The organism is Ulvibacterium marinum, from assembly GCF_003626755.1.
GTDB lineage: Bacteria > Bacteroidota > Bacteroidia > Flavobacteriales > Flavobacteriaceae > Ulvibacterium > Ulvibacterium marinum.
Genome location: NZ_RBCJ01000001.1, coordinates 850,391 through 876,928, shown reverse-complemented (window position 1 = coordinate 876,928; position 26,538 = coordinate 850,391). Strand labels below are relative to the sequence as shown.

12 protein-coding genes are annotated in these 26,538 nt (G+C 42.1%); all 12 read right to left on the bottom strand.

Going from position 1 to position 26,538, the window contains the following annotated elements:
* Positions 1-16 precede the first annotated feature (16 nt).
* The 12 genes from D7Z94_RS03590 to D7Z94_RS03535 all read right to left on the bottom strand — a co-directional run bounded on the left by D7Z94_RS03590 (position 17) and on the right by D7Z94_RS03535 (position 26,523).
* Positions 17-2,422 (bottom strand): ABC transporter permease, encoded by a 2,406-nt coding sequence (locus D7Z94_RS03590; protein WP_120710145.1) that lies wholly within the window; start codon positions 2,420-2,422, stop codon positions 17-19.
* Between the two features lie 13 nt (positions 2,423-2,435).
* Positions 2,436-4,898, bottom strand: a complete 2,463-nt coding sequence (locus D7Z94_RS03585; protein WP_120710144.1) for an ABC transporter permease — start codon at positions 4,896-4,898, stop codon at positions 2,436-2,438.
* 16 nt (positions 4,899-4,914) lie between these two features.
* Positions 4,915-7,329, bottom strand: a complete 2,415-nt coding sequence (locus D7Z94_RS03580; RefSeq protein WP_120710143.1) for an ABC transporter permease — start codon at positions 7,327-7,329, stop codon at positions 4,915-4,917.
* 11 nt (positions 7,330-7,340) lie between these two features.
* Positions 7,341-8,453, bottom strand: coding sequence for a LamG domain-containing protein (locus tag D7Z94_RS03575; RefSeq protein WP_147415822.1), 1,113 nt, complete (start codon positions 8,451-8,453; stop codon positions 7,341-7,343).
* Between the two features lie 22 nt (positions 8,454-8,475).
* Positions 8,476-10,833, bottom strand: coding sequence for an ABC transporter permease (locus D7Z94_RS03570; RefSeq protein WP_120710141.1), 2,358 nt, complete (start codon positions 10,831-10,833; stop codon positions 8,476-8,478).
* A gap of 52 nt (positions 10,834-10,885) precedes the next feature.
* Positions 10,886-13,237, bottom strand: coding sequence for an ABC transporter permease (locus tag D7Z94_RS03565; protein WP_120710140.1), 2,352 nt, complete (start codon positions 13,235-13,237; stop codon positions 10,886-10,888).
* Between the two features lie 39 nt (positions 13,238-13,276).
* Positions 13,277-15,652 (bottom strand): ABC transporter permease, encoded by a 2,376-nt coding sequence (locus D7Z94_RS03560; protein WP_120710139.1) that lies wholly within the window; start codon positions 15,650-15,652, stop codon positions 13,277-13,279.
* 40 nt (positions 15,653-15,692) lie between these two features.
* Positions 15,693-18,113, bottom strand: coding sequence for an ABC transporter permease (locus tag D7Z94_RS03555; RefSeq protein WP_120710138.1), 2,421 nt, complete (start codon positions 18,111-18,113; stop codon positions 15,693-15,695).
* Between the two features lie 177 nt (positions 18,114-18,290).
* Positions 18,291-19,013: a head GIN domain-containing protein gene (locus tag D7Z94_RS03550; protein ID WP_120710137.1), complete on the bottom strand. Its 723-nt coding sequence runs from the start codon at positions 19,011-19,013 to the stop codon at positions 18,291-18,293.
* 50 nt (positions 19,014-19,063) lie between these two features.
* Positions 19,064-21,430: an ABC transporter permease gene (locus D7Z94_RS03545; protein WP_120710136.1), complete on the bottom strand. Its 2,367-nt coding sequence runs from the start codon at positions 21,428-21,430 to the stop codon at positions 19,064-19,066.
* 282 nt (positions 21,431-21,712) lie between these two features.
* Entirely contained in the window at positions 21,713-24,130 is a 2,418-nt protein-coding gene (locus tag D7Z94_RS03540; RefSeq protein WP_120710135.1) for an ABC transporter permease, read from the bottom strand.
* Positions 24,131-24,141: 11 nt separating this feature from the next.
* On the bottom strand, positions 24,142-26,523 hold the full coding sequence (locus D7Z94_RS03535) for an ABC transporter permease (protein ID WP_120710134.1): 2,382 nt from the start codon (positions 26,521-26,523) through the stop codon (positions 24,142-24,144).
* Positions 26,524-26,538 lie beyond the last annotated feature (15 nt).

Below are 26,538 nucleotides of genomic sequence, written 5' to 3'. Positions count from 1 at the left end.
TTTATTAATGATTTATTTATTCTTCCTTTAAGGCATATATCGGATTGGCCAGTGCAGCTTTTATGGATTGAAAACTACAGGTTAATATAGCGATTATTAGGGTTACAAATCCCCCACTTAAAAACATCCAAAAAGATAGTTCAATGCGATAGGTAAAACCTTCCAGCCATTGGTTCATAAAATAGTACACAAGAGGTGCGGCAACTAGAAAGGCCAAAGCAACCAGTCCTATGTATTCTTTTGTAAAAAGGGAAAGGTTTTCGAATAGGGTTGCACCCAGGACTTTTCGTATACCAATTTCCTTCGCCTTTTTCGATATCATAAAGGACATTAATCCAAAAAGTCCCAAACATCCTATACTGATGGCTAAAATCGAAAAAATACCAAAACCGGTAAACACCAAATTTTCCACAGCATACTCCTTTTCAATGGAATCCTCCAAAAACTGATAGTCATATATTGAATTATTAAAAGTCTGTTCCCAGATATTTTTAATCACCCCCAATGAAAGATGATTGGCATCCGAGATTTTTATAAAAGCATTGCTTTGATAGTACGTCCAATTTAATAGGATACAAGGTGAAATTTCGTTTTGTAGCGAATTATTGTTGAAGTCCTTCACTACGCCTACAATCGTTGCTTGTCCTTCATTTATTTGGATTTTTTTTCCGATAGCTTCCTCTGCATTCCAGCCATAGGACTTTAAGAGCGTTTCATTTACAATAAATTCGTCGAACGCCTCTTTGTTGCCCAGAAAATTTCGCCCTGCTACCAATTCCATATCATAAAAATCCAAATAGTGGATATCGGCAATCTTCATCTCGGCCATCATCACTTCTTCCTCAGGTTGTTCAGGAAGTCGATAATTGGTGCCCAATTGAATGCCGTTCACTGCCATTGGGGGGCCAGAACCAAAAGCGACCTTGTTAATGCCGGAATTCCCCAGAAGCCTTTCCCTATAAACTTCCAGTTTTTCAAATTCCGGGGTTTCCGTAATGACGACGGCATCGGATGAAAAACCGAGGTCCGTCTCCCTAAAATGATTCATTTGCATCGCCAAAACGATAGCGGCGATTACAAAAAGCTGTACTACGGCAAATTGAAAGGTAACCAACGATTTCCTAAGATTAAATCGATTTGTACCGGAAAACCGTATACTATTCCTCAAAGCTTGTATCGGTTTAAAGGCGGAGACCACTAGCGCAGGGTAAACTGCTGCCAATGCCAAGGTGAGGCCACCGATGAAAAGAAGTATACCTACATGACTCCAACCCAGCTCAAGTTGCAAGTCGATAACCGATAAATTTGTATTGAGGAAATTCAACAAAATCCGTACTATGAAGACCGAGAGTGCCAAAATGCCGATTATAATGAGACTATTTTCAAAGATGAATTGAACAATCAGGTTAAAACGCCCACCTCCCATTACTTTCCGTATCCCTACCTCCTTTGATCGCGAATTGGATTGTGCCGTTAACAAGTTTACAAAGTTGATGATAGCGATAAGAAGAATAAATAGCGCCACTATTAGCGCTGTGTTAAGGATGTTTGCCGGCATAATGTAGCCCCCCGGACTGTTGCCATATAAAGTTTCATTATGTATTTCCTTTAGGGGTTGAAGCGCATACGCGATTCGTTTATCGTCCTCTGGATTCAAGTATTTTTTCTTCCATCCGGCAATCTTCTTCTCCAGGGCCTCCTTGATTTTGGCACTCCTTAAAACCACAAATGTTGTCCCCTGGTAATTGCCTGACCAATTCGAAGAAAAATATTCATTGTTAATTTTAAAGAACTCATAGGGAATAAGCATAGTATACTGATGGTCGGAATTTCCAGGAGGGCTTGCCACCACGCCTGTAACCGTAAAAGGGTCCTTACTTTGTAAAAAAATGGTCCTACCAAGAATTGAATTGTAATTCTCCTTTTCCAATCCGAAAAACTTTTTGGCAAGTTCCGCCGTCAACACCACGGAGTTTATCCCTGAAAGCGCAGAATTTAAATCTCCTGCCAACCAATGTACATCAAAGGTCTTGGGATATTGGGCATCCACAAATAACACCTGTGATTCTTCAAATCGTTTAACGTTCCCAAAATTATCCTCTACTTGAAACACACGGCTAACAGGTCCGGAAATTTGGGTCACCACATCAATTTCAGGAAAATCATTACGTAGTGCTTCTGCCAAGGGATAGGCCGTCGTATTCCAATACAAGGTTTCTTCGGGCAAGCTGTAGCGTTGCACGATACGATAGGTTTTTTCCGCATTGGAGTGATGGGCGTCAAAGGTAGATTCATATCTCACGAATATCAGAATCACCATACAGGTACTGATTCCTATGGTAAGACCCATAATATTGATAAAAGAGCTCGATTTATTTTTCAACAAATTTCTCCACGCGATTTTAAAGTAATTTCGTAACATAATACCTTTCTTTTTATTCCTCTCTTAGACCTTTTATGGGATTGTTCATGGCCGCCTTGACCGTTTGTGATAAGACGCTACTTGATCCAAGAACAAACATAATCGCAATTCCGGCAGCTATGATCCAAATACTAAAATTGACACGATACGAAAACTCTTCCAGCCATATCGTATTCATAAAATAGGCAATGGGAATTGTAATCAAAATTGCCAGTGCGAACAACCATAGATAGCTATTGGATAGCCAAAGGGCTACTTGTTTAACGCCGGCACCATGTACTTTCCGGATTCCGATCTCCTTTTTCTTTGATTCAACGGTAAAAGCCGACATTCCCAAAAGGCCTAGTGATGCAATGGTAATGGCCAAAAAAGAAATAAACCCCAAAACGTACATCATATCGGCAAATATGGAATTTGTCGCTTTCAGTTCCTCCTCATAGATTTCATACTTAAAAGAATGCACCCTATCCAACTTCTTCCATTTCTCCTCCATGGACAAAAGCATTGAACCAATATCCGAGGTGGGGTGGTAACGCACGTTCATATAGGTAAATTTGTCGGGAAGGTAGCGCATTAAAAGGGGCTCATCTTGATCTGCCTCCGTCAGCAAATCAAATATGTAGTTCTCGGTCAGGCCGATAACTTGCACCGCACTTTGGTCCTCACCGATTAAAATGGTTTCTCCCACAATGCTCTTAGGTTCCTTATATCCCAATAATTGGGCAAGCGCTTCATTGACGACAACCATAGTTTCATCTTTTTTTGGGATGGAAGCGGAAAAGTTATTGCCGGCAATCAATGATAGTTTTAGATTGGGAATAAAATTCTGGTCTATACCAATGTAACTGGATGATAGATCGGCATCCGGCATTTGTAGGGTTTTGACCTTAGTACTTCCACTATAGCCTCCCGTACCGGGAACGAACGAACTGGCGGATATGGTCTCAACGGCCGGGTTTTGACCCAACTCATGGGCCAAGGTCCCGTACTCGATACCTTGAAGCTTTATGTTGACCACATTACCCTGATCAAAACCATATTCCTTTTCCAATAGATAATTCAACTGTGCGAAAATCAAGAGGGTGGTGATGATAAAAAATAAGGAGGCACAAAATTGTGCTAGAACCAACCCTTTTCTTAACATAAAACGTTTGCCATTGCCAAGTGATATTCCCGAAAAACTCCGTAATGCCTTGATGGGGGAGAAGGAAGAAAGAAAAGAGGCGGGTAGCAATCCGGCCAGACCACCGACCAAAACACTAAATCCAATAAACAGAACGAAGAGCATTAGGTCCGGAGTAAGATCCAAGATCAGAAACTGATTGATCCAAAGATCCAAAAAGACAATACTAAGCACTTGAAGTAATCCAATGGCTACCACAAGGGACAATAGCGCAATGATAACAGATTCAATGATGAACTGCACAAATACCTGGTAGCGTGCAGCTCCCATGGTCTTTCGTACACCAACTTCCTTGGAACGGGTCAAAAATCTTGCAAATGAAAGGTTTACATAATTAAAGCATGCGGAAAACAGTACTACCAATCCCAAAAACGAAAGGAAATAGATAACCTCGATCGGCATGCGCAGACTGATCGGGTTTTGGCGAAATGCTCCTGGGGTAATCTGTGAAAGTCGTTCCAATCCAAAAGAGATGTTCACATCGTCTAGGGCCGCATACTTTTCTTTGGAGATGTCCGCCAAAATAGGGGCCAAATCTTGAGCGGTCTTACCTTCCTGCAACAGGACATATAGATAACTGTCAGAATAATTTTCCCAGTCATCAAAAGTTGCCTGACTCTTGCCTTGTTTCATTAGGGAGGGAATGGTAGACATGGAGATTAAAAACTCAAATTGGATATGGGAGGACAAGGTATTGTCCACAACACCGGTCACCACTAAATCGTCAATCAAGGTTTCGGTATTCTCCGTAGGAATCAAAGCAATGTCCATGGTATTAAGGCCAATATCATTGAGCTTAACCGATTTTCCGAGAGGGTCTTCCTTCCCAAAGATTTTTTCGGAAGATTCTTTTGTCAATACTATGGAGAATGGTGCTTCCAATACCGTAGCAGGGTCTCCCTTTATTAGCTCAAAACTGAATATTTTGAAAAAACTGTCATCCGCATAGCGACCCGCCAAGGGGATTCGCCTGTTATCGTAAATTACATCACCTCCAACAAAACTGGATTTAATGCGTACGGCATCTTCTAGTATATGGGGATACCCCTGCAATAAAGTTGAGGCAAGAGGTAAGGGGGTTGAAGCAAAGGAGCCATTGTCCGTCTCACTCAGCACACGAACGATTCGATCTCCTTTTTCATGAAAATTGTCTACCCTTTTTTGCCCATACACCAATAGGATAATGAGCAGACAGGTGGTGATGCTCACGGAGAGACCAAAAATATTGATCAAGGAAAACATTTTGTGTTTCAAAATGTTCCGTAACGCAACTTTTAAATAGTTTCTTAGCATAGTACTCCTATCTTAATTATTCCGTTCGCAAACTCTTTACCGGGTTTTGTAATGCTGCCTTTACCGTTCTCGTGCCTACGGTCAAAAAAGCAATGACCATGGCCAACATTCCCGCACCTATAAAAAACCATACGTTCAATTCTATTCGAAATGCATACCCTTTGAGCCATTCGTTCATAGACCACCATGCTATGGGGGAAGCTATTAAAAAGGCTATGATTACCAGTTTTAGAAAATCCTTGGTTAACATAAAAGTTATGGATGAAACACTGGCACCTATCACTTTTCGGATACCGATTTCTTTGGTGCGTTGATTGACTACCAACAACGAAATAGCAAAAAGACCGATACAGCTCAACACTATGGCAATGACAGAGCCACTGGTAATTAAGGTGGCCATAACTTTTTCCCTACGGAATGTCCTATCCACATTCTCATCCAAAAAAGAGCCCAGGAATTCAGCATTGGGTTCAATACGCGCCCAAGCTTGCTGTATAGCATCCATAGTTTTTACCATATCCCTGGGAGCGACCTTTACATAGGCATAATAGAGATCCCAATTGCTATTTATAAACATGGTCAGGGGCTCAATCGCTTTATCCAATCGTTCAAAGTTGTAGTCCTTGACCACCCCTATTACGGGATATTGAATACTATCGTTCATCATCACGTAGGCGGTAAGTGGATCGTCTTCGCCCAGTTCCCTCGCCATTGCCTCATTAATGACTACACTCAAACTGTCATTTGCAAAACCTCTCTGAAAATTTCTTCCGGCTACCATTTGAAGGCCTAAAGTCTCTACATAATCGTAATCCACGGTCAAAAAATTGGTCCCTACCGTACGGCCTTTATATTCATACCCATACAAACTTTTAGATGAGCTCCCGTCGAGACCATATCCCAAATTATTGTCGGCTGCCGTCACATTCAAGACATCGGGATTACCCCTCAATTCATTACGAAGTAATTGAACGGCTTCGTAACTGTTCTTTTTTCCATCCAAAGGAAAGGAAATAACCTGTTCTTTGTTGAAGCCCAAGTTCTTGTTGCGCATGAAATCCAATTGACTCCACAATATCAAGGTTCCGCTTATTAACAAGATAGCGATGCTAAACTGAACTACCATCAAAACATCTCGGACCCTATTTTTTCCGGAAGCATCCAACTTGCCCTTTAAGGATTGTATCGTGCCCAATTTGCTCATGAGCAAGGCGGGATATCCCCCCACGATCAACGTAATTAGGAGTACAACACCCAAAAAACCCGATATGGCCCATGGCGAGGCTACCATGTCCAATGAAACATCCGTACGGAAAATAGTCTTAAAATCATTGAGCAATAAAATACTCAAAACGATGCCTATACCTGCAGAAGCCATAAATACAAAGAAACTCTCACTACAAAATTGAAAGAAAAGTTGTGGTTTCTGTGCACCTAGGGTCTTGCGCATTCCAATTTCACGTAACCGCTGTGTGCTCTTGGCTATACTCATGTTGATAAAATTCACACAGGCGATAAAGAGAATGAGAAAGGCGATACCTAAAATAAGATAGGGCTCCATTCTGCTTATTTTTAAAAATCCGTTGGGAAAACTCGCAAAATGGACATCGGTCATAGGAAGCAGTCCTATTTGCCAATACAATCCATCTGCATTGGCACGTGCACCGTCGCGTTTTGCATTCTCAATCTGTTCTTGGTAGCGAAGTGCAATTAACGGACGACTACTTTTCTCGAATTGCGCCGGTGAAACGCCATTTTGTAATTGTACATATATGTCGTGATATCTGTTATCCCATGACTCTCGGTTTCCGCTATATTCGTGGTGTTTTTCAAAACGAATGGCCAGGTCAAATTCCAAAGTACTTTGGGATGGATTATCTGCTACTACACTTGATACTGTAAAAGGTTGTTCCTCGCCACTGATTAGGATGTTTACGGTCTGCCCAATCCCTTCCCCTTCCCCGAACAACTTGTCAGCCGTACTTTCTGTAATTACGATCGAAGATTGATTTTCCAATGGATTGTCCATATTGCCCTTCAAGGCAGGGAAAGAGAACATTGCAAAAAAGTCCTTATCGACCCAAACGGCGTCCAAATTCAATTCGGTATCGCCATAAGTGGTCAGTGCGTTATCTTGAACGTGGCGGGAAATCCTTTCCACACCTGGTACTTCGGCTTTTAGGGCTTCTGCGAATGGAGCAGGGTGACTTACGCTTGCTTCCTGTCCTTTGGCAGTTTGTTCCGAAGAATATATTCTGTAAATACTGTCCGCATTCGCGTGGAATTTATCATAGGACAAATCAAAAAAGGCGGCCATAGACAACAGAATGGCCACGCCAAAGGCTACTGAAAGACCCAGTACATTTAAGAAAGTGAAGGTCTTGTCCTTCATTAAATTCCTCCAACCGATTGTTAGATAGTTCTTTAGCATTTCTTATATATTTAATTTTCAATTTTTAAATCAACTAGTTTATCAAGACGGGCGACTATTCCCCAACCATAAAAGCTGTTGGCCACTCCGACCAGCAATTCGTTATCTCCTTCGTTCAAAGGGGTCTTGATCATTGCATTTTCAATGGAACATCGCCCATCCGGTGACTTGATCAACGGAGTGCCATAGTAATTTTTATCCATATATAGGGGTCGCTTGTTTATGAAAACCCAAACTTCATCGCTAAAACCCAAATGAAGCATTCTTTCCTGGGCCTTTGCAGAATTGATCGTTGTCCTTAACCAGACGATTCTGCGATCCTCAGCCTTTCCGAACTTGCGAGTGAGGTTAATCAATCCCCTACGTTCCGAGACAATTTCCTCCCATTTGGTTTCCTCATTCGGAAAGTAACCGTAATCAAAATCTATATTTTTAGGAGGAACGATTACTTCACTAACCCCCCAATTTCGGAGGTAGCGTGCATCATTGCCCGTAGGGTCTGGCCCAGGTTCTGGAGAAAGTCCTTCCACAACATCGGCCTTTACTTCAAGATTGGAAATGATTCCTTGTCCATCAAAGGCCAACTGTCCTTCAGAAACGTTCCCCTCCAATTTTGGTACTACCAATGCGGGATGCCCCATATCGTTTACAAAGACTTTCATTTGTTGGCCCGAAATCACCAATTTTACGTGATTCCAGTCTCCGGTCTTAAAGTCGGCATTGGATTGAAAGTGAAAGAGCATATCCCAAAGGTTTATCCCATCGATATGCGGTGCATATTGAATAGCATCTACGGCAAATGGATTCCCCGCCGCCCCGGTACGGAAATAAAAGCATTCATTCTCCAAAGCATCCTTCCACCTAAAATATAAAGAAGCAAATCTGGGATCCAATGGCTCAAAATCATATTCTATGGTTCCATTCGTAAAATTCAAATCCTTTAATATAACCCTATCGCTACTTGTTAGAATTTTGAGCGCCGGTCTGGATTTATATTCCATAAATTCTGCTGCTTCTGCCTTAAATTCCCATTTTTCGGCCTTCATTGGTATATATTTTCCTTTCTTTTGGGCTAATAGAGAAATCCCAAAAAGTACAAAGAAAAGTAATGGCAGTTTTTTCATGACATTCATTTTTTAATTCGTTCTACTGATCCCTAAGGGCATTTACCGGATTTCTATTCGCTGCCTGAATGGCCTGTGAACCTACGGTAAGTATGGCCACAGCCAGAGCCACTAGCCCCGCTCCCAAGAAGTACCATATCTGCAAAGGAATGCGATATGCGAATCCTGATAACCAGTTATTGACCAAAATGTAAGCTATAGGCAATGCAACCAATATGGAGACCAAAACTAGTTTTGCAAATTGGCTGGAGAGCATAATGGTTACCTGTGCGGCACTTTGTCCAAGTACTTTTCGAATACTGATTTCCTTGCGCCGCCGCTCTGCGGTAAAAATGGCCAATCCAAATAATCCCAAACAGGAAATCAAAATCGCCATCCCCGCAAAATACTTTGACAACGTAGCCACACGTTGTTCGGATTCATAAAGGGCCTGGTAATTTTCATCCAAGAATTCATACTCAAAAGGGAACCCCGGATTAAATGATTGATAAAAATCCTGAATCTTGGCGAGTGCTTCTTTTTCTTTTCCAGCTTCCATTCGGACCATAACTTTTTTTACAGCGTCCGGCATCATAATCATCAAAAGGGGTTCCACGGGTTCATGAAGGGATTTAAAGTGAAAATCCTTAACAGTTCCTATAATCTTTTTTTCACCCATAAAACGTACAGTCTTGCCAATAGGGTCCTTAAGTCCCATAGCTTTTATGGCTTTTTCATTAAATATGATTCCAGTACTATCGCTCCCAAAATCACGACTAAAACTATGTCCGCTGGTCATCTCCATTCCTAATGTTTCGATCAGGTCGTAGTCTACGCCGGCAACTTGAAAGGAGACCGGATTGTCTTGATCTCTTCCTTCCCAATCAATGCCAACAGACCAATTATGGCCAACCATATCATGGGTAGTGCTGGATACATTGTCTACTTCTGGTATCTTTTTTACTTGGGATACAAAAGCCTCCAATTGCTTCTTGACCTTCCCTTCCACCTTAAAATGGACAATGTTTTCTTTGTTATATCCTAAATTTCTGTTTTGTACAAATTCCACTTGACCATATACCACCAAAACGGATACGATCAATATAATGGAGAGCGAAAACTGAACAACAACCAATCCCTTTCGTGTCCACAATTCCCCAAGCGAACTATCCAGCTTTCCCTTGAGAACGGTTACCGCATTAAACCCAGACAGATAAAGTGCCGGGTAGCTTCCTGCTATTAGGCCTGTAAACAAGGTAATTCCCAATATTAAAAGAACAAGATTCCCATCAAAATCCAACACCAATTGTTTTCCTATGATTATGTTGAACTGCGGAAGAAAGAGCACTACTAGCACAAGCGCCACGGCCAGGGCCATTAAAGTCATTACAACTGATTCGCCTAGAAATTGATAAATAAAGGCCTTGCGTTTTGCGCCCACAGCTTTTTTTACGCCTATCTCTTTTAACCTTCTGGAAGCTCTTGCGGTGGAAAGGTTCATGAAATTGATACAGGCAATAAGTAGAATAATCAAAGCGATGACAGAGAACAATCTTACATACTCGATTCTGCCTCCGACCTGTTTGCCATTTTCATACGTTCCATAGAGGTAATCCTGTGAATAAGGAACGAGCATTGGGGAACGTGTAGAATCTTCATATCTGTTCTTTACGATCATGGCCACTTTCTTATTCAACTCTTCGATATTGGTCCCTTCCTTCAATACTACGTATACTTGGGGGCCTAAACTGCCCCAACTATCTACCCCAAGAGGTTTGTCCTCGAGTAATTCAAAAGGAAGGGCAAAATCAAATTGAACTGTTGAATTGGAAGGCGTTCCTTCGAAAACCCCCGAGACCAGAAATTGTTGCTCCTGCTCAAACTCGACCACTTTGCCTATGATGTTTTCAGTCGTTTGGAATAGTTTTATGGCTAAATCCTTGGATAACACAATGGAATTTCTGTTCGAGAGTACTTGATCCTTATCCCCAATGACCAGTCCATAAGAGAAAATATTGAAATAATCCTTCCCAACGTAATTTCCTTCCGCTTTTAAATTGTTCTCTCCTGCAGAAAGAGAAATCTTTCCAAACCAAGAACCTGGAACAACGGGAGTGGCATATTCCACTTCGGGCATTTCATCTACCAATACCTCCGCAATTGGCCCTGACGTCTCTTTCCAAGTTGTAATGCTGTTGCCGTCGAATTGTACATGCTCAATAACGCGATAAAGTAGCCCTTCATTCCCATGAAATCCATCTACTTTTAACTCGTTGTTTACCCATAGACAAATTAATAGCACACAGGCCAATCCCGTAGAGAGCCCAATAACATTGATCAAAAAGGTGCTTTTGTTCTTTTTGATGTTCCTGAAAAAAAGTAAGATATTATGTTTTAACATGACACTATCGTTTTTTAATAAATCCTCTTAATAATTCCCCTCCTACAAGGGTTTATTCTTCCCGTAACCCCTCAACAGGATTATGGTTCGCGGCACGAATCGCCTGACCTCCCACGGTCAACATGGCTATCCCCAAGGCCGCCAATCCGGCCGCCAGGAAATACCAAAGGTGCAAGGGAATGCGATAGGCAAAACCGGATAACCAGTTGTTGACCAGAATATAAGCAATGGGCAATGCGATAAGCATCGCGATCAAGACCAGCCTGGCAAACTCGCTGGACAACATAACCGTGACCTCTGTTGCACTTTGACCTAATACCTTCCGGATACTAATTTCCTTTCGCCTTCTTTCTGCATTAAAAGTTGCCAACCCGAAAAGGCCCAAACAGGAAATCAGTATGGCGAGCCCCGCAAAATATTTGGCCAATGTTGAGACCCGTTGTTCCGCGGCATATTGCGCGGCATAAGTCTCGTCCAAAAATTTGTAATCGAAATCCAAACCAGGGTTATATCGTTCGTAAAAATCCTGAAGTTGGCCCAACGCCAATTTTTCCTGGCCCGCTTTAATCTTGGCCATAACCGTACGCGTCCATTCGGGTCGCAAAACAAAAAACAGGGGTTTGATCTCCTCATGGAGCGAGGCGAAATGGAAATCCTCCGTAATTCCTACAATCTCAAAATTGGTGTTCTCCAGAGAAACTTCCTTCCCAATGGGGTCGTCCAGCCCCATCAAGTCGACCGCTGTCCGATTAAAGATAATCTTGGATCCTTCCGCTCCGTACTCCTTGGAAAAGGACCTCCCCTCAATGATATCGATATCAAAAGTCTCTATCATGTTATAGTTTACGGGACGTATCTGAAATACTGCCTTTTCATCAGGCATTTTCCCAGGCCATTGCAAACGGGTCGTGGTATTGTTGCCTCCCACGATATTCGTAGAAATGCTACTGGCCAATGCCACGCCCTCCAACTGCTCCACCGCAGCTAAAAAGGTATCCAGGTTTTGTCTAGCCTTTCCTTCGATATCAAAGTACACTACATTGTCCTTGTCATAACCCAAATTTTTATTCTGGGCGAATTCCAACTGCCGATACACGATCAGCACGGAAACGATCAATATCGTGGAAAGCGCAAATTGAAAAATGACCAGGCCCCTACGGGCAAACACCTCTCCCTTTGAAGTATGGAGCTTCCCCTTTAATGTTGTAATGGCGTTCAATCCCGATAGGTAAAAAGCAGGGTAGCTGCCGGCCAAAAAACCGGTAATCACCAAAATGATTCCCAAGGCCAGGATATAGTGCCCCTTGAAGTCCAGCGTTATCTGTTTGGCCGCAATGGCATTGAACTGGGGTAGCAACAAAGTAACAATCAAAAGGGCGATCAAAAGGGACAAAAAGGTCATGGATAGGGATTCTACCAGATATTGGGATACCAAAACGTTCCGTTTGGACCCCAAGGCCTTCTTTATACCAATTTCCTTTAGTCTACGTGACGCGTTCGCCGTAGAAAGGTTCATGAAATTGATACAGGCAATGACCAAAATTAAAAAAGCAATCAGGGAAAAAAGTCGCACATAGGCAATCCTACCAGCCTTCTCCACCCTATCCTGATATTTGTCGTAGAGATAGTTATCGGAAAACAAACGTGTGGACAAGGGTCGGCCTTGATCGCTGGTCTTCGTTCCCATAAAACCCTTGATTTTAGTATTGAAATCGGTAATGTTCGCCCCTTCTTTCAAGACCAGATAAACCTGTACGATGTTGTAGCCCCAATCCAAGGCATTAGGACTGATCTCCTTGAAAAACTCAAAAGGAAGCACAAAATCGAACTGGATAGAGGAATTGGCAGGTACATTTTCCAAAATCCCCGAAACCGTAAAAGGTGCTTTTCCATCCAACTCCAATGTTTTGCCGATTACGTTATTCGTTTGACCAAAAAACCGTTTGGCCAAATCCTCGGATATTACAATGGTGTTTTTATCCCCAAAAATCGTAGCGCTATTCCCATGAAGAAGGGGAAAGGAAAATACGTTAAAAAACTCCGCATTGGCGTACAGACCTTGGGTCTTAAAACTAGTCTCCCCTTTGGACAACAATAACTCCCTTGTTTCCCGTACACTTGTGCTATACTCAATTTCTGGAAATTCTTGGGCCAAGGTCTCTGCCAATAGGCTCGCCGTACTGGGGTTTTGTACGGTACGCCCATCGATTTGAGGGGTTTCTACAACTTGGTACAAGCGGGTATCGTTTGAATGGAACTTGTCCACGCCCAGTTCGTCAAAGACCCAAAGCGCAATGAGCAAGGTACAAGCCAAGCCTGTGGAAAGACCTATAATATTGATTAGAAATGTACCCCTATTTTTTTTGATGTTCCTGAAAAATAGTTTTAGATGATGTGTTAACATGATTTCAATTTTTGATTGATGTCCTCGTAGTTATCGGGGTTACTCCTCCCGCAACGAATTCACTGGATTTCGATTTGCCGCCCCTATAGCTTGGCTCCCGACTGTAAATAGGGCCACCAATAACGCCAAGACACCTGCGCCCAAGAAATGCCATACGTGTAGCGGAATACGATAGGCAAAGCCGGACAGCCAATTTTGGGCCAATAAATAGGCAATGGGCAAAGCGATCAAAATTGCAATGATTACAAGCTTGGCAAATTCACTGGACAGCATTACCATGACCTGCGCCGCGGTTTGGCCTAATACTTTTCGGATGCCAATTTCCTTTCGCCGACGTTCGGCGGTAAACGTTGCCAATCCAAAAAGGCCCAAACAAGAGATTAGAATGGCCAGACCGGCAAAGTATTTCGATAGCGTGGCCACCCGTTGTTCCGAGACATACAGGGCCTGATATTGGTTGTCTAAAAACCGAAAATCAAAGGCCAGGCCTGGACTGAATTCTGTAAATAACTTGTTTAGCCCATCAATGGCGATTTGTTCTTCCCCTGCTTTTATTTTTACCACAAGGTTGCTCACCCATTCCGTTCTGCACAGCAGTGCCATAGGCTTGATTTCGTCATACAGCGATTGGATGTTGAAATCCTTTACTACGCCAATGATTTCCCTGTTGGGCCCACGCATATCTATTACCTTTCCCACAGGATCCTCTAAACCCATTAATTTAACTGCAGTCTCATTGAGTATAATCTTTGATTCATTATTGGGTTTTTCATTGACATATGATCTTCCCTCCTTCATTTCAATGCCCATGGTTTCAATGAAATCGGGACCTACATGGGAATGCCAAAATGTGAGCCCTTTTGATTCCTCGGTCTGTCCAGGCCATGAGTGCCCTCTGGAGGAATTGTCAAAATTGGTCATACTGCCCATCATAAAAGAGGCATTTACTACCCCCGGCAATTGTTTGGCTTCCTCAAGAAAGACCTCCATGTTATTTAGCAGGCCGTCCTGACGCTCAAAGACAAGTACATTGTCCTTATCGTAACCCAAATTTTTGGATTGGATAAACTCCAGCTGCCTATAGATAATACTAACGGCCACAATCAACAAAATGGAGATACCAAACTGGAAGATGACCAAACCTTTACGCAATAAGAGTTCACCAAAAGAGGTGTTTATCTTACCTTTCAATACTTTAACCGGATTAAACTTGGATAGATATAGCGCGGGGTAACTTCCGGAAATCAATCCGGTAAGCAAAGTTATCCCTATAATACCCATAAGAATGTGCGGTTCCAAAACGAAGCTGAGATCCTTGTTCGTAATTGTGTTGAACCAAGGGAGTAGGTAGATTGCCAGTACCACCGCACATATCAATGAAAAAAACGAAAGTAATAGGGACTCTATCATAAATTGAAGAATCAATGACTTTCTACTGGCCCCCACTGCCTTCTTTATCCCTACTTCCTTTAACCGTCTTGATGCCCTTGCCGTGGACAAATTCATAAAGTTGATACAGGCAATCATTAATACAAAAAGAGCTATCAGAGAAAACAAGAACACATAGCTGATCCTGCCCCCAGCCTGTTTTCCGTTTTCAAAACGCCCCTTTAAATAATTGTCGGAATAACGGCTCAAGAATACCGTCGCTCTGTTGTTTTTATCTTTGGTTTTTATAAAACCAGCAATTTTTTTATTGAAATTGATAATATCCACCCCTGGTTTGAGCAGTGCATACATGCTGGAACCGTTACTGCCCCAATGGATGTATTTGGGGTCCCTGAGTTGTAGAAACTTGTCATAGGGAAGGAGGAAATCAAAACGTTCCGAGGCCTGTTTAGGGATTTCAAAAACTCCGGAAACTGTGAAAATCGCATCTATTTCCTCTTCTCCATGGGTAAGTCGTATCACTTTGCCCATAGGGTCCTTTCCTTCCCCAAAAAAGCTGTGGGCGAGATTTGATGAAATCGCTATGGAGTTCGCATCCTTTAAAATGTTATCCTTGTTCCCCTGAATCAATGGATACGAGAACATGTTGAAATAATCTGCACTGGCGATATGGCCCATGACCCTGATTTTCTTTTCCCCACTTTCGAGCATGGCATTAGTTTCCATTTCAAAGACTGCCGCGGCCCTTTCTACCTCAGGAAATTCCTGTTGTAAGGCCGTGAGCATTAGGCTTGAGTTGGAGGTATGGGTAGCAACCTCTCCTTGGCCGTTGGGGACATTGCGCATTACTTGAAACAAACGGGCTTCATTCTCATGAAACTTATCCATGGCCATTTCGTCAGAGACCCATAGATATACCAAAAAGGCGCAGGCCAAACCGGTAGATAGTCCTGTCAGATTAATCAAAAAACTGCCTCTGTGTTTTTTGATGTTCCGCAAGTAGAGTAAGATGTTGTGTTTTAGCATGATTCTAGTTTTTTGTCCATGTCCCTGATGGTTGACGGAATTATTCGTCCCTTAATCCATCCACCGGATTATTATTTGCGGCCCGTATTGCCTGCGAGCCTACAGTAAGCATGGCTATGGCAAGTGCAGCAATCCCAGCACCCAAGAAATACCATAGCTGCAACGGAATGTGGTAGGCAAAACCTGAAAGCCAATTTTTGGCCAGTAGATAGGCTATCGGAAGACCAATGAGAACGGATATCAACACCAATTTTGCAAATTCACTGGAAAGCATAACCGTTACCTGTGCGGCACTTTGTCCTAGCACCTTACGGATACTGATTTCCTTTTTTCTTCGTTCCGAGGTAAAAATGGCCAGACCGAAGAGACCCAAACAAGAGATTAATATGGCCAGACCTGCAAAATATTTGGATAGGGCCGCCACCCGCCTTTCCGATTCATAAAGTGACTGATAATTTTCATCCAAAAAATTGAACTCAAAAGGCATCTCCGAAAGAAAATAATCCTGATACACTTTCTTTATGCGCCCTAAGGTTGCCGTTGTTGTTCCAGGTTCCATTCGTACCATAATGTTGGAAGCAAATCCGGTATCGCTTAGAGTCATAAAAACGGGCAAGACTTTTTTATACAATCTATCGATATGAAAATCCTTTACTACTCCGATTACCTCTCGATCCTCTCCCCAAAGATTAATGACTTTTCCTATCGGGTCTTTCATGCCCATTTGGGCAATGGCCGCCTCATTAAAAATGATTTTTTCCTTTTCTGTTTTAAATTTCTTAGAGTATGTTCTTCCCTCCTTCAATTCCATTTGTAATGTCTCTATAAAATCGTAGCCCCCGGCAATTTGAGCAAAAAGCGCATCTTGCTCCGTATCCTTTCCTGACCAATCGAGTCCTGTAGTGGTTCCGAAATCGGCCATCATCGTATGCCTAAAATTGGAGGCGTTAACGACACCGGGTGTATTTCTCAGCAGTTGTACAAAGTTCTCGATATCGGTCGTGCCCATCTCCTTAACATCTTCGGCCTTGCCCGTGTCCGCTCCCATTACACCAGATGAGAACCAAATAACATTATTACGATTAAATCCCAAATTTTTGTCTTGGATAAAATCCATCTGTTTGTAAACGATTACGACGGATACAATGAGGATTACCGATGTCACAAACTGGAATATGACCAGGCCTTTTCGGGCAAAATTGCCGCCAAAACTTTTGAGCAGCTGTCCTTTAAGTCCATTCAGTACCGAAAGGCCAGATAGATATAGTGCAGGATAGGCCCCAGCCGCGATACCTGTTATCAGGGTAATAAACACTATGCCCAATATCAGGTTGGGATCAAAAGACAGGGTCAGTTCTTTTCCAGAAATACCATTAAACTGAGGCAGCAGTAATTTAACGACAAACAATGCTATTACAATGGCGACCGTTACCATCATAATCGATTCCATTACAAATTGAAGCATTAAACTTTTTCGTTTGGCTCCTACCGATTTTTTTACACCGATTTCCTTGATACGGGTCGAAGCCTTGGCCGTTGCCATATTGATAAAGTTGACACAGGCAATGATCAATATTAAAAGGGCGATCAAGGAAAACAAACGAACATATTGGATTCTTCCGCCTGCAACCACACCATTTTCGTAATTGCCATGCAGATACCTTTCGTAATAGCGTTGTGCCAAATAAGTCTCAGGAAAATTTTCGTTCCTGGTCTTTAGAAAATTCTTGATTTTGGTATTGAATGCCGTTAGGTCTGTGTTTGGCTTGAGCAGAACATACGTTTTCGCATCGCTATCGCGCCAATCCCTTAAATCTTCATTCTGTGCAATAAAGACCTCCATATTGAACACGGCATCAAATTGCGCTGAGGAGTTTTTGGGCAATTTCTTAAAAACTCCGGAAACCGTATAGGAGCCGCCGTATTCATCATGCAACCATTCCAATGTTTTACCTACCGCATCTGTAGTTTTAAATAACTTTTGGGCCATTTCTTCCGAAATGACCACCGAGTTGGTATGCGCAAGTACTTCCGATGGATTTCCATAGAGCAGGGGAAATGTAAACATGTTAAAATAGTCTTTCCCGGCAAACTGATTCACGGATTTGAAAAATCGATTACCTCCATCGGACAACAAAAACTTTTCGCCCTCGAACCACGAATTATCCAGAACAGTAGCCGATTGTACCACTTCGGGAAACTCATCGAGAAGCGCACTGGCCAAAGGCCCTTGCGTCGCCTCATCGGTTTCTATACCATTAGGGGTAGGCAAGTTTTGTAATATTTGGACCAATCGATCACCTTTTTCATGAAAACGGTCCACGCTTAGTTCATCCAATACCCAAAGGGTGATGAACAAAGCACAAACAAGTCCCGTGGACATGCCCACAACATTGATCAAAAAAGTGCTTTTATGCTTTCCTATGTTCCTGAAAAATAGTTTTAGATTGTGTTTTAGCATAATTCGTTATTTTCTTGTGAAGCCCAAATAACCACCGGGGTAGTTTCATCATGTACTCAACATTTGGTTTGCTCCTTCCTACCCCAATGGTCATTGGATCCTTCTTCCCTTCCGTTCAATTTGGACATGTTATGGAACTCGCCCGATGCGCCGTTTGGAAGGAAAGCAAATACTCCTTTAATTCTTGGATACCGATCCCGATCCGGAAATCTGATTAAACACTTTATCGGGATTGCCACGATATTGGATATTCCCGGACCCGGAAACTCTAGACGTCAATGATTCGTTTACCGTCACCTCAACATCGGAGGAACCGGAGAGTTCCAATGTTGCTTCATCTACATCCAATCCATAGGCCTTTACGTTGGAAGAGCCCGAAGATCGTATCGTAAGTTCTTCGCTGTTCCCTTTTAAATCAATATTGCTGGAACCTGATGTTGCGATAGTAATATCGGTGGCATCGATAGTTAAATCGATATGCTTTGCACCGGATACTTGAATATCCATATCACGGGTTCTGAGTGTTTTCCTTCCGACAAAATCCCCAGATCCCGATAGGCGGATCTTATCGATCTCATCAACGGAAACCGTTATAAAAACGCCTTCTCCGCGAGAAGGGATCAAGTGCTTATTATCTTTTGATCTGATAACCAAAGTACCTCTCTTGACCTCGGTTTCAATATTATCCAGGATATTCTCCTCGCCCTTGAGCGTTAGTTGCCCTTCTTCACCATCGATTAGCTCAATATCATAAAATCCACTTGCAGAAATACCGTCATAGGTATCTGTGGTTCTTTCAACTGTTACAACATGGCCATTCCCCTTAACTTTTTTGCCACGTTGGGCATGGGTTATAGCAATACAAACGATTAATGTGATAAGTGTGGTTACGTTTTTCATTTTCTATGTTTTTCGTTCTTTAATTGATTTTTATTTTACTGGTATCGGGATTATTCTTCCCGTAATGCTTCTACTGGGTTTGCTGTCGCTGCCCTAAAGCTCTGCCAACTTACGGTGAGCAATGCAATGCTCAATGTGATGAGGCCTGCCAAAGCGAATATCCACCAACTCATGGTTGTTTTATAAGCAAACCCTTCCAACCATTTCTCCAGACCATACCATGCCAAAGGAACAGCGATCAGAAACGCAAGTACCACCCATTTTAAAAAGTCCTTGTTCAAGAGAGAAAGAATTTGTGTTATTGTTGCACCGTTTACCTTTCGAATACCAATTTCCTTAGTCCTGCGGGCCATGGCATAGGATGCCAGAGCAAAAAGACCTATGCAGGAAAGGATAATGGCCAAGGCAGAGAAACATGTAATAAGCGTATTCACCCGCTTATATTCCGTATAGTATGCATTTAGTTTGTTGTCGGCAAAAAAATGGGTCAGGGAACCCTCGGGCAGTAAGTCTTTCCATTTTTCTTGAAGCAACCGTACTGCTGCCGAACTTGCGCCTTTTTCAGCTCGTACCACTAGATAGTCCCAATCCATAAAGTTCTCACGTTCCGAATAAAAGTGGGCCAAAGGCTGTGTCTCATGTTGCGATCCTTGATAACTAAAATCATCAATGACTCCTATAATACGGTAGGGTTGTCCACTTTCAGAGCTTTCACGGATAATTTGCCCTTCCGCTTTTTCGAAACCGAGCTTGTTCATCGCAGTTCTGTTTAGGACCACAGTATTCTTTAAGGACGTCGGGGGCTGATCAAAACCGTGTCCGCTCAACACAGAGATGCCCATAGTCTTAAAATAATTTTTTCCCACATAAGACTTTCTAAGACCTATGTTGGGTAGACTGCTTTTGGCCTCTGGGTAGAACGTATTGTAGTTTTCATCATAATCCCCGGGTATGCTTCCTGTAAAGCTTGTTGTGGCCACGTAAGGGGTGGCTTCCAGCTCCTTGGAAATAATCTCTAGGTTTTGTGAAGCCGCCTCAAGATTTTTATATTGCCAATAGTCCGTTTGGGCCACAATACTATTTTGGCTATCAAACTTGGGGTCCTTATCAATCATGTAATTGATTTGCTTACGTATCAAAAAAGTTCCGGAAATAAGGACAATGGCGATTACAAATTGTACAACTATCGAAGAATATTTGGAAAACCCTGGTTTATTCTGATTCGATAGTTTACCCTGTAGACTATCTACCAATTTTCCACGGGCCCATACTAACGATGGTACTATCCCAGAAAATATGCCAACAATCAACCAAATCCCCAAAAGGACGTAGATGAGGAAAGGGTTTTCCCAAGGGTTGAAGCTTAAGTTCGTTTCAAATAGTCCGTTAAAGGTGGGTAATAATGCCAAGGTCAAGATTATTCCCAAGCACAGGGCACCCAGTCCCATTAACATACTTTCTGTCATAATCTGGCGGAACAAGAAATTCCCCGTGGCCCCAAAAACTTTTTTAATGCCTATTTCCTTCGTACGGGTCAAGGAATTGGTAATCGTAAGATTGATAAAATTCACAATGGCTATACCTAGGATGCCCAAAGCAACTAGGGCCAGAATCACGATAAGGGTGCGGTTGGATTCCACCGTGCTGTGATAGTCGGCAAAAGGGAACAAGTCCAAATCGGTCTCGTTTTTACCAACGGGGAGGAAATTCTCCTTTACAATAGTTTGTAGCTTGGGCTTTACATCTTTCAAGTCCGTACCCTGTGCCAGAAGCACATAACTCTCGGAAAAGGTGTTATACCAATCATGTGCCTCCTTGATCCACGGGGAAATGGTTTCTCCCGTTTCGTAGGAGGCCACAATATCGAATTGGATGGAAGAATTTCTGGGAATATCCACCACACCATTTACCGTAAGGAATACATCCTCGAACTTTACTTGAAACTGTTTGCCCAAGGCCGGGGTATCGCCAAAATATTTTTTGGCAAAATCAGTACTTATGACGACCCCGAATTTATCTTGAATCGCATTTTTGGCAGAACCCTCAACAAATGGAAAGGTAAATATGGAAAAAAAGCCATTGTCCACATACTTCAAATTTTCCTCAAAGGCCACTTCCCCATAACTCAATCGATATCCGTCCCAATCAAAAACCCGTGTCCCGTTTTCCACTTCTGGGATATCTTCCAATATTTTAGGCAATAAAGGTCCTTTGGTCTGAAAACTTTCCCCTTCGCGAATACGATAGATGTTAGAAAGGTTTGTATTAAAATGATTATAAGTAAGATCATTGTATACATAGACGGCCAATACCAAAAAAGAGGCGATTCCTATGCCAAGGCCCACGGTATTAATCAAAAAAATGCTTTTGTTCTTCTTAATATTTCGAAAGAATAGAAATAGATGGTGCTTCAACATGTGACGTTATTTTAAAGGTCTAAATAGTTCCTTTTACCTCGCTCTTGCATGACTATATTGCTTATGTCAAAACCCTAGGCTGCAACTACGTTGCAAACCAAATCGATTTCTGTGCCAAAAACACAACTAATTAACAATCAAAACTTTAGATTGGAAAAGGGGAGTTTTTGATTTCTTTTATGTAAAATATTTGGACAAGGGCTGTCCAAATATTTTACAGTCTGAGTGTGGCCGTTCTCTTTGTAAATTTATACTTCAAACTTCCTTTCTCGGGAAGTACATCTATTCGTCCTTCAAGGCATCCACAGGATTGGCCATAGCAGCCTGAAAACTTTGCCAACTTACGGTAATCAAGGCAATGGTAAGTGCCGTTAATCCAGCTAAGGCGAAAATCCACCAGCTAAGACTTGTTTTATAGGCAAAACCCTCTAACCATTGGTTCATGGCATACCAAGAAATAGGTACGGCCATGACAAAGGCCAAGCCTACCCATTTCACAAAATCCTTATTTAAAAGAGAGAGAATTTGTCCTATTGTTGCACCATTTACCTTTCGGATACCAATTTCTTTTTTTCTTTGGACACAAGTGTATGATGTTAATCCAAAAAGACCCATGGACGCAATGAGCATTGCCAAAATGGTAAAGATTTGAAAAGCGGCCCCGAAAGCCCTGTCCTCATTATATTGCGCCTCGAACTTTTGATCTAAAAAAGTATAATCAAACGTACTTTGTGGAAATAGTGCCGCCCATTTATCCTTAATCTGACCAATGGCTTCCGTCATGCTTGATGTGGACGAAACATTATTGTTAAATCTTACGAGAAGATTATCCCTATTGGACTCGTACATCAGCATCATGGGTTCAATCCCGGTTTTTAACCCGAAATGATGGTAGTCCTTGATGACTCCGGAAATCATCCAATCCTGTCCCCCAAATTTTACAATCTTACCAACGGCGTCCTCCATTCTGGAAATCCCCATATGCCTTACGAATCTTTCGTTCATAACGATATCGTGACTCCGCCCATTGGTCGTTTCCTTAAAAGGTTCCCCCGCTACAAATTCCAGTTGCATCAATTCAAAATAAGCTGGATCCACACTATAGTTATAGGTTATCCTTGTGTTGTCCCTGGTTCCATCAGGGAATGTAATTCCGGCACTTGAGTTTAGATTATCATATCCGCCTCCCGGATAGGTTCGCGCGCCAGCGGTACCCTCAACAAAAGAAAAGTTGTCCAATTCATTTTTAAAGGTTATCAGTTTATTCACAAAGAGGGAGTCGGGCATTGTATTTAAGACCTGCCCGTTAAAAGCAACGACTTGGTCCAGATCTGCACCAATAGGTTGGTCTTGCAAAAACTTGATTTGTTTAGTTACCACTATGGTACCCATAAGCAAAACAATAGTTGCTAAAAACTGACCGGTAATCAAGGCCTTTCTAATGGTCAAACCATTTTTAGGAGTCCGGATTTTTCCCTTCAAGGCTCTGGCCGGGGTATAGTTACTTAGCATAAAGGCCGGATATATGCCCGATACCACGGTTCCCATAAGAATAAAGCCGATTATCGGGAGAAATGCCATGATAGTTGAAAAATCCAGGGTTAATTCCTTTCCGATGTAACTATTGAACAGTGGCAATACAATCAATATAATGACTGCCGCTATTGTTATGGCAATAAAGTTCAGCAACAACGATTCCAAAAGAGACTGTAGAACAATCTGTGGTTTCTGTGCCCCGGCTACCTTGCGGATTCCCGTTTCCTTGGCCCGCTCCAAGGATTTGGCCGTTGAAAGGTTGACATAATTCAACCAAGAAAGAACAATGATGATCAAGGCAATGGCCATTAGGAAATGTACCCTACTCGCACTACCGTTCGCCTCTGCTTCGTAGGGTTTATCGGAATGGAGGTGAATAGCTTCCAATGGTTCTATATTATGCCTTTCGTTGGGCAGGCCTTCTACTTTAAAACCCATAATCTTTTCCTTTAACCGATTTGCATCGGCCATGGGATCCAACTTCAGATAGGTAAAGTACATGTTCTGGTTCCAGGTAAAATCCCAATCGCCCTTGAACGACTCCCAACTATAAAAAGAAGCAAAAGAGACCAAAAAGTCGTTCTTCATATGTGTGTTTCTTGGATTGTCCTTTAAAACTCCTGTAACCTTAAAGCTTGGACTTCTTCCGTCAAATATCTTTAAGGTTTTACCCATAGGATCATTATCACCGAATACTTTTTTGGCCAATGGTTTGGTCAACACTATGGAATAGGGTTCGCTCAAAGCTTTACTTATATCTCCCTTGCTTAAGTCTCGGTTGAAAATTTCAAAGTATGAAGGGTCTGCCAGGGATCCCGTATTTTGATCAAAAATGGTATTGCCTTGGATGAGCACAATTTCGCTTAAACGTCTGAGCCTCACAAAATCCAATATTTCGGGAAATTCCTCTTTCAATGTAGGGCCACTTACAATATAGGTATTTGCGTCTCCCGGAACGTACTTCCCTCCCTCTAGATAGTCCATATATACGCGATGTACATCTTTAGAGCCTTCAAATTTGTCATAGCTACGCTCATAATTCACATAGAGCATAATCAAAACGAAGGAGGCAATCCCCAGGGCCAACCCAAAAATGTTGATAAAGGAATAGAGCTTGTTCTTTAACAGGTAACGTGTGGCAATTTTTAGGAATAGTTTATACATATTTTATTTTTTTATTCGGTTCGTAAACTTTTTGCCGGATTGGTCAATGCAGCTCTCACAGACTGAAAGCTCACAGTAAATAATGCAATGGCCAAAGCCGCTAATCCGGCAATCCCGAAAACGGTCCAATCAATACTTATGCGGTATGCAAAGTCCTGTAGCCAGTTATCCATTATCCAAAAAGCAATTGGAAAAGCGAAGACCAGTGCTACTAGCACCAATTTTACAAAGTCTCCGGACAACAATTGGGTTATTCCTAAAATACTTGCGCCCAATACTTTGCGAATGCCAATTTCTTTTTTACGTTGCTCTGCCATAAAGGCGGCCAGACCAAAAAGACCCAAACAGGCCACAAAAATGGCAAGAGCACAAAAAATGATTCCTATATGGGCAGCTCGTTGCTCCCTTTCATAAAGCCGTTCTAGGTTTTTATTCAAAAAGGAATAATCAAAAGCGGCCTCAGGTGCTATTTTCCGAAAGGCACTTTCAAACTTTTGGATAATGGTGGAAACACCGACCGAATTGAAACGAACCAACAAATATGATTTGGGTTCTCCCGTATTGTTATGGAAGGCATAAGCCCCAATCGGCACATGTAGGGATTCGTGATTAAAATCGTCCACAATACCCACAATGATATTCTTAGCACCAATTTGTACTTCCTTACCGATGGCTTCTTCCGGGGAATATCCCAAATAATCGATTGCCTTTTTATTGAGAATTACCTGCACCAAAGTATCGCCCTCCTGCTTTACTTCAGGTAAGGTACGTCCTGCCAAAAGTTTTAATTGAAGCACATCAATAATTCCTGCATCCGTTACATTGGTTTGTATATACAACCCATTCCGATCTTCTTGGTTTTTTTTCAAAGTCCTTCCACTAACACCCATGCCTGGGAAGCCCTGAACCATGGATACATAGGATACATCACTTATCCCTTTAAATTCCTGTATCAAGGCATCCGTATGCTCATTGCCCCGAATACCGGATGTAGAAATGGCCATTACATTTTCCGGATCAAAGCCCAATTTTTGGTTTCGCATAAATTCAAGTTGCTGATAGATGACCAGTATCCCTATTATTAAAATAACAGACGCCGCAAATTGAAGCACCACCAGCCCTTTTCTTATCTGGGCATTATCCTTTCCCTGGGTATGCGATGGTTTTAAAACAGTTCTGGGAGAAAAACGAGAAAGATATAACGCGGGATAAAAACCTGAAATTAAGGTAGTCACCAACCAAACCACCATCAGGGCAACTCCAAATTCCATGGTCAAAAGCAAGCTGATATCCAAACTTTGCCCCATAATCCTATTGAACAAGGGGATGGCCAAAATTGCCAGCATAACTCCTATACCAATTGAGATTAGGGTGAGTAGTCCCGTTTCAATATAGAATCTGCTTACCAAGTTCTTTTTAGACGCACCCAGCGTTTTATTGATGCCGACCTCTTTTGCCCTTTTTTGGGAGCGGGCGGTAGTCAGGTTCATATAATTGATACAGGCGATCAATAGAATCAAAATTGCCAAAAACGATAAATTTCGAACTTCCGAAATATCACCGATATGGGTTGCATAGGAACTTGAAAAGTTGGAAGAGTAGAGATGTACCTGTTCCAAAGGTTGTAAGGAAAGGGTGTACCACTGATGTTGTTTCTCCACGTTTTTATCCAACATCTGCATCATTTTGGATTCCACATTAGGCAAATTGGCATTCGTATTCAGTAAGCAATAGGTCTCAAAGCTAATATTGTTCCAACTGGGGTTCTTGAAAAACCAAAGGGTACTAAATGTGGCCATTACATGGCAATCTACCGTACTGTTGCCGGGAAAGTCTTGATAAACCCCAGTGACTTCAAGCTCATAACGATTATCCACCTTTATGATTTCTCCTAAAGGGTCCTTGTCTCCAAAGTATTTCTTAGCCGTACTTTCTGACAGGACTACAGTATTGGGGCGATTCAAAACAGATTGTGGTTCTCCTTTTATAAAAGGCACCTTAAAAACATTCAACAGTTCCTTGTCTACCCAAAAGAAGCTTTTCTCCATAAAGTTTTCCTCATTCGCCCGTACGGAAGCCGTTCCCCCAAAGTCGTTCTTTAACATCCTTGCGGCATATTTAATTTCCGGAATATCCGCCATTGCAGTAGGGGCCAAGGCAGGTGATGCAGTAGCGTAGGTCTCCTGTCCATTATCCCTTTCTGTATGTACCAACACCCGATGGATATTTGCTTTTTCCGTATATATGGAATCAAAACTTAATTCATGCCGGATAAACAAAAAAAGGACAATGGTAATGGCCAAGCCCAAGGAAAGTCCCAAAATATTAATGCCCGAAAACATACGGTTGGTATTCAGGTTTCTCCAAGCAATCTTCAAATGGTTTTTTATCATGATTTCTTTTTGAGG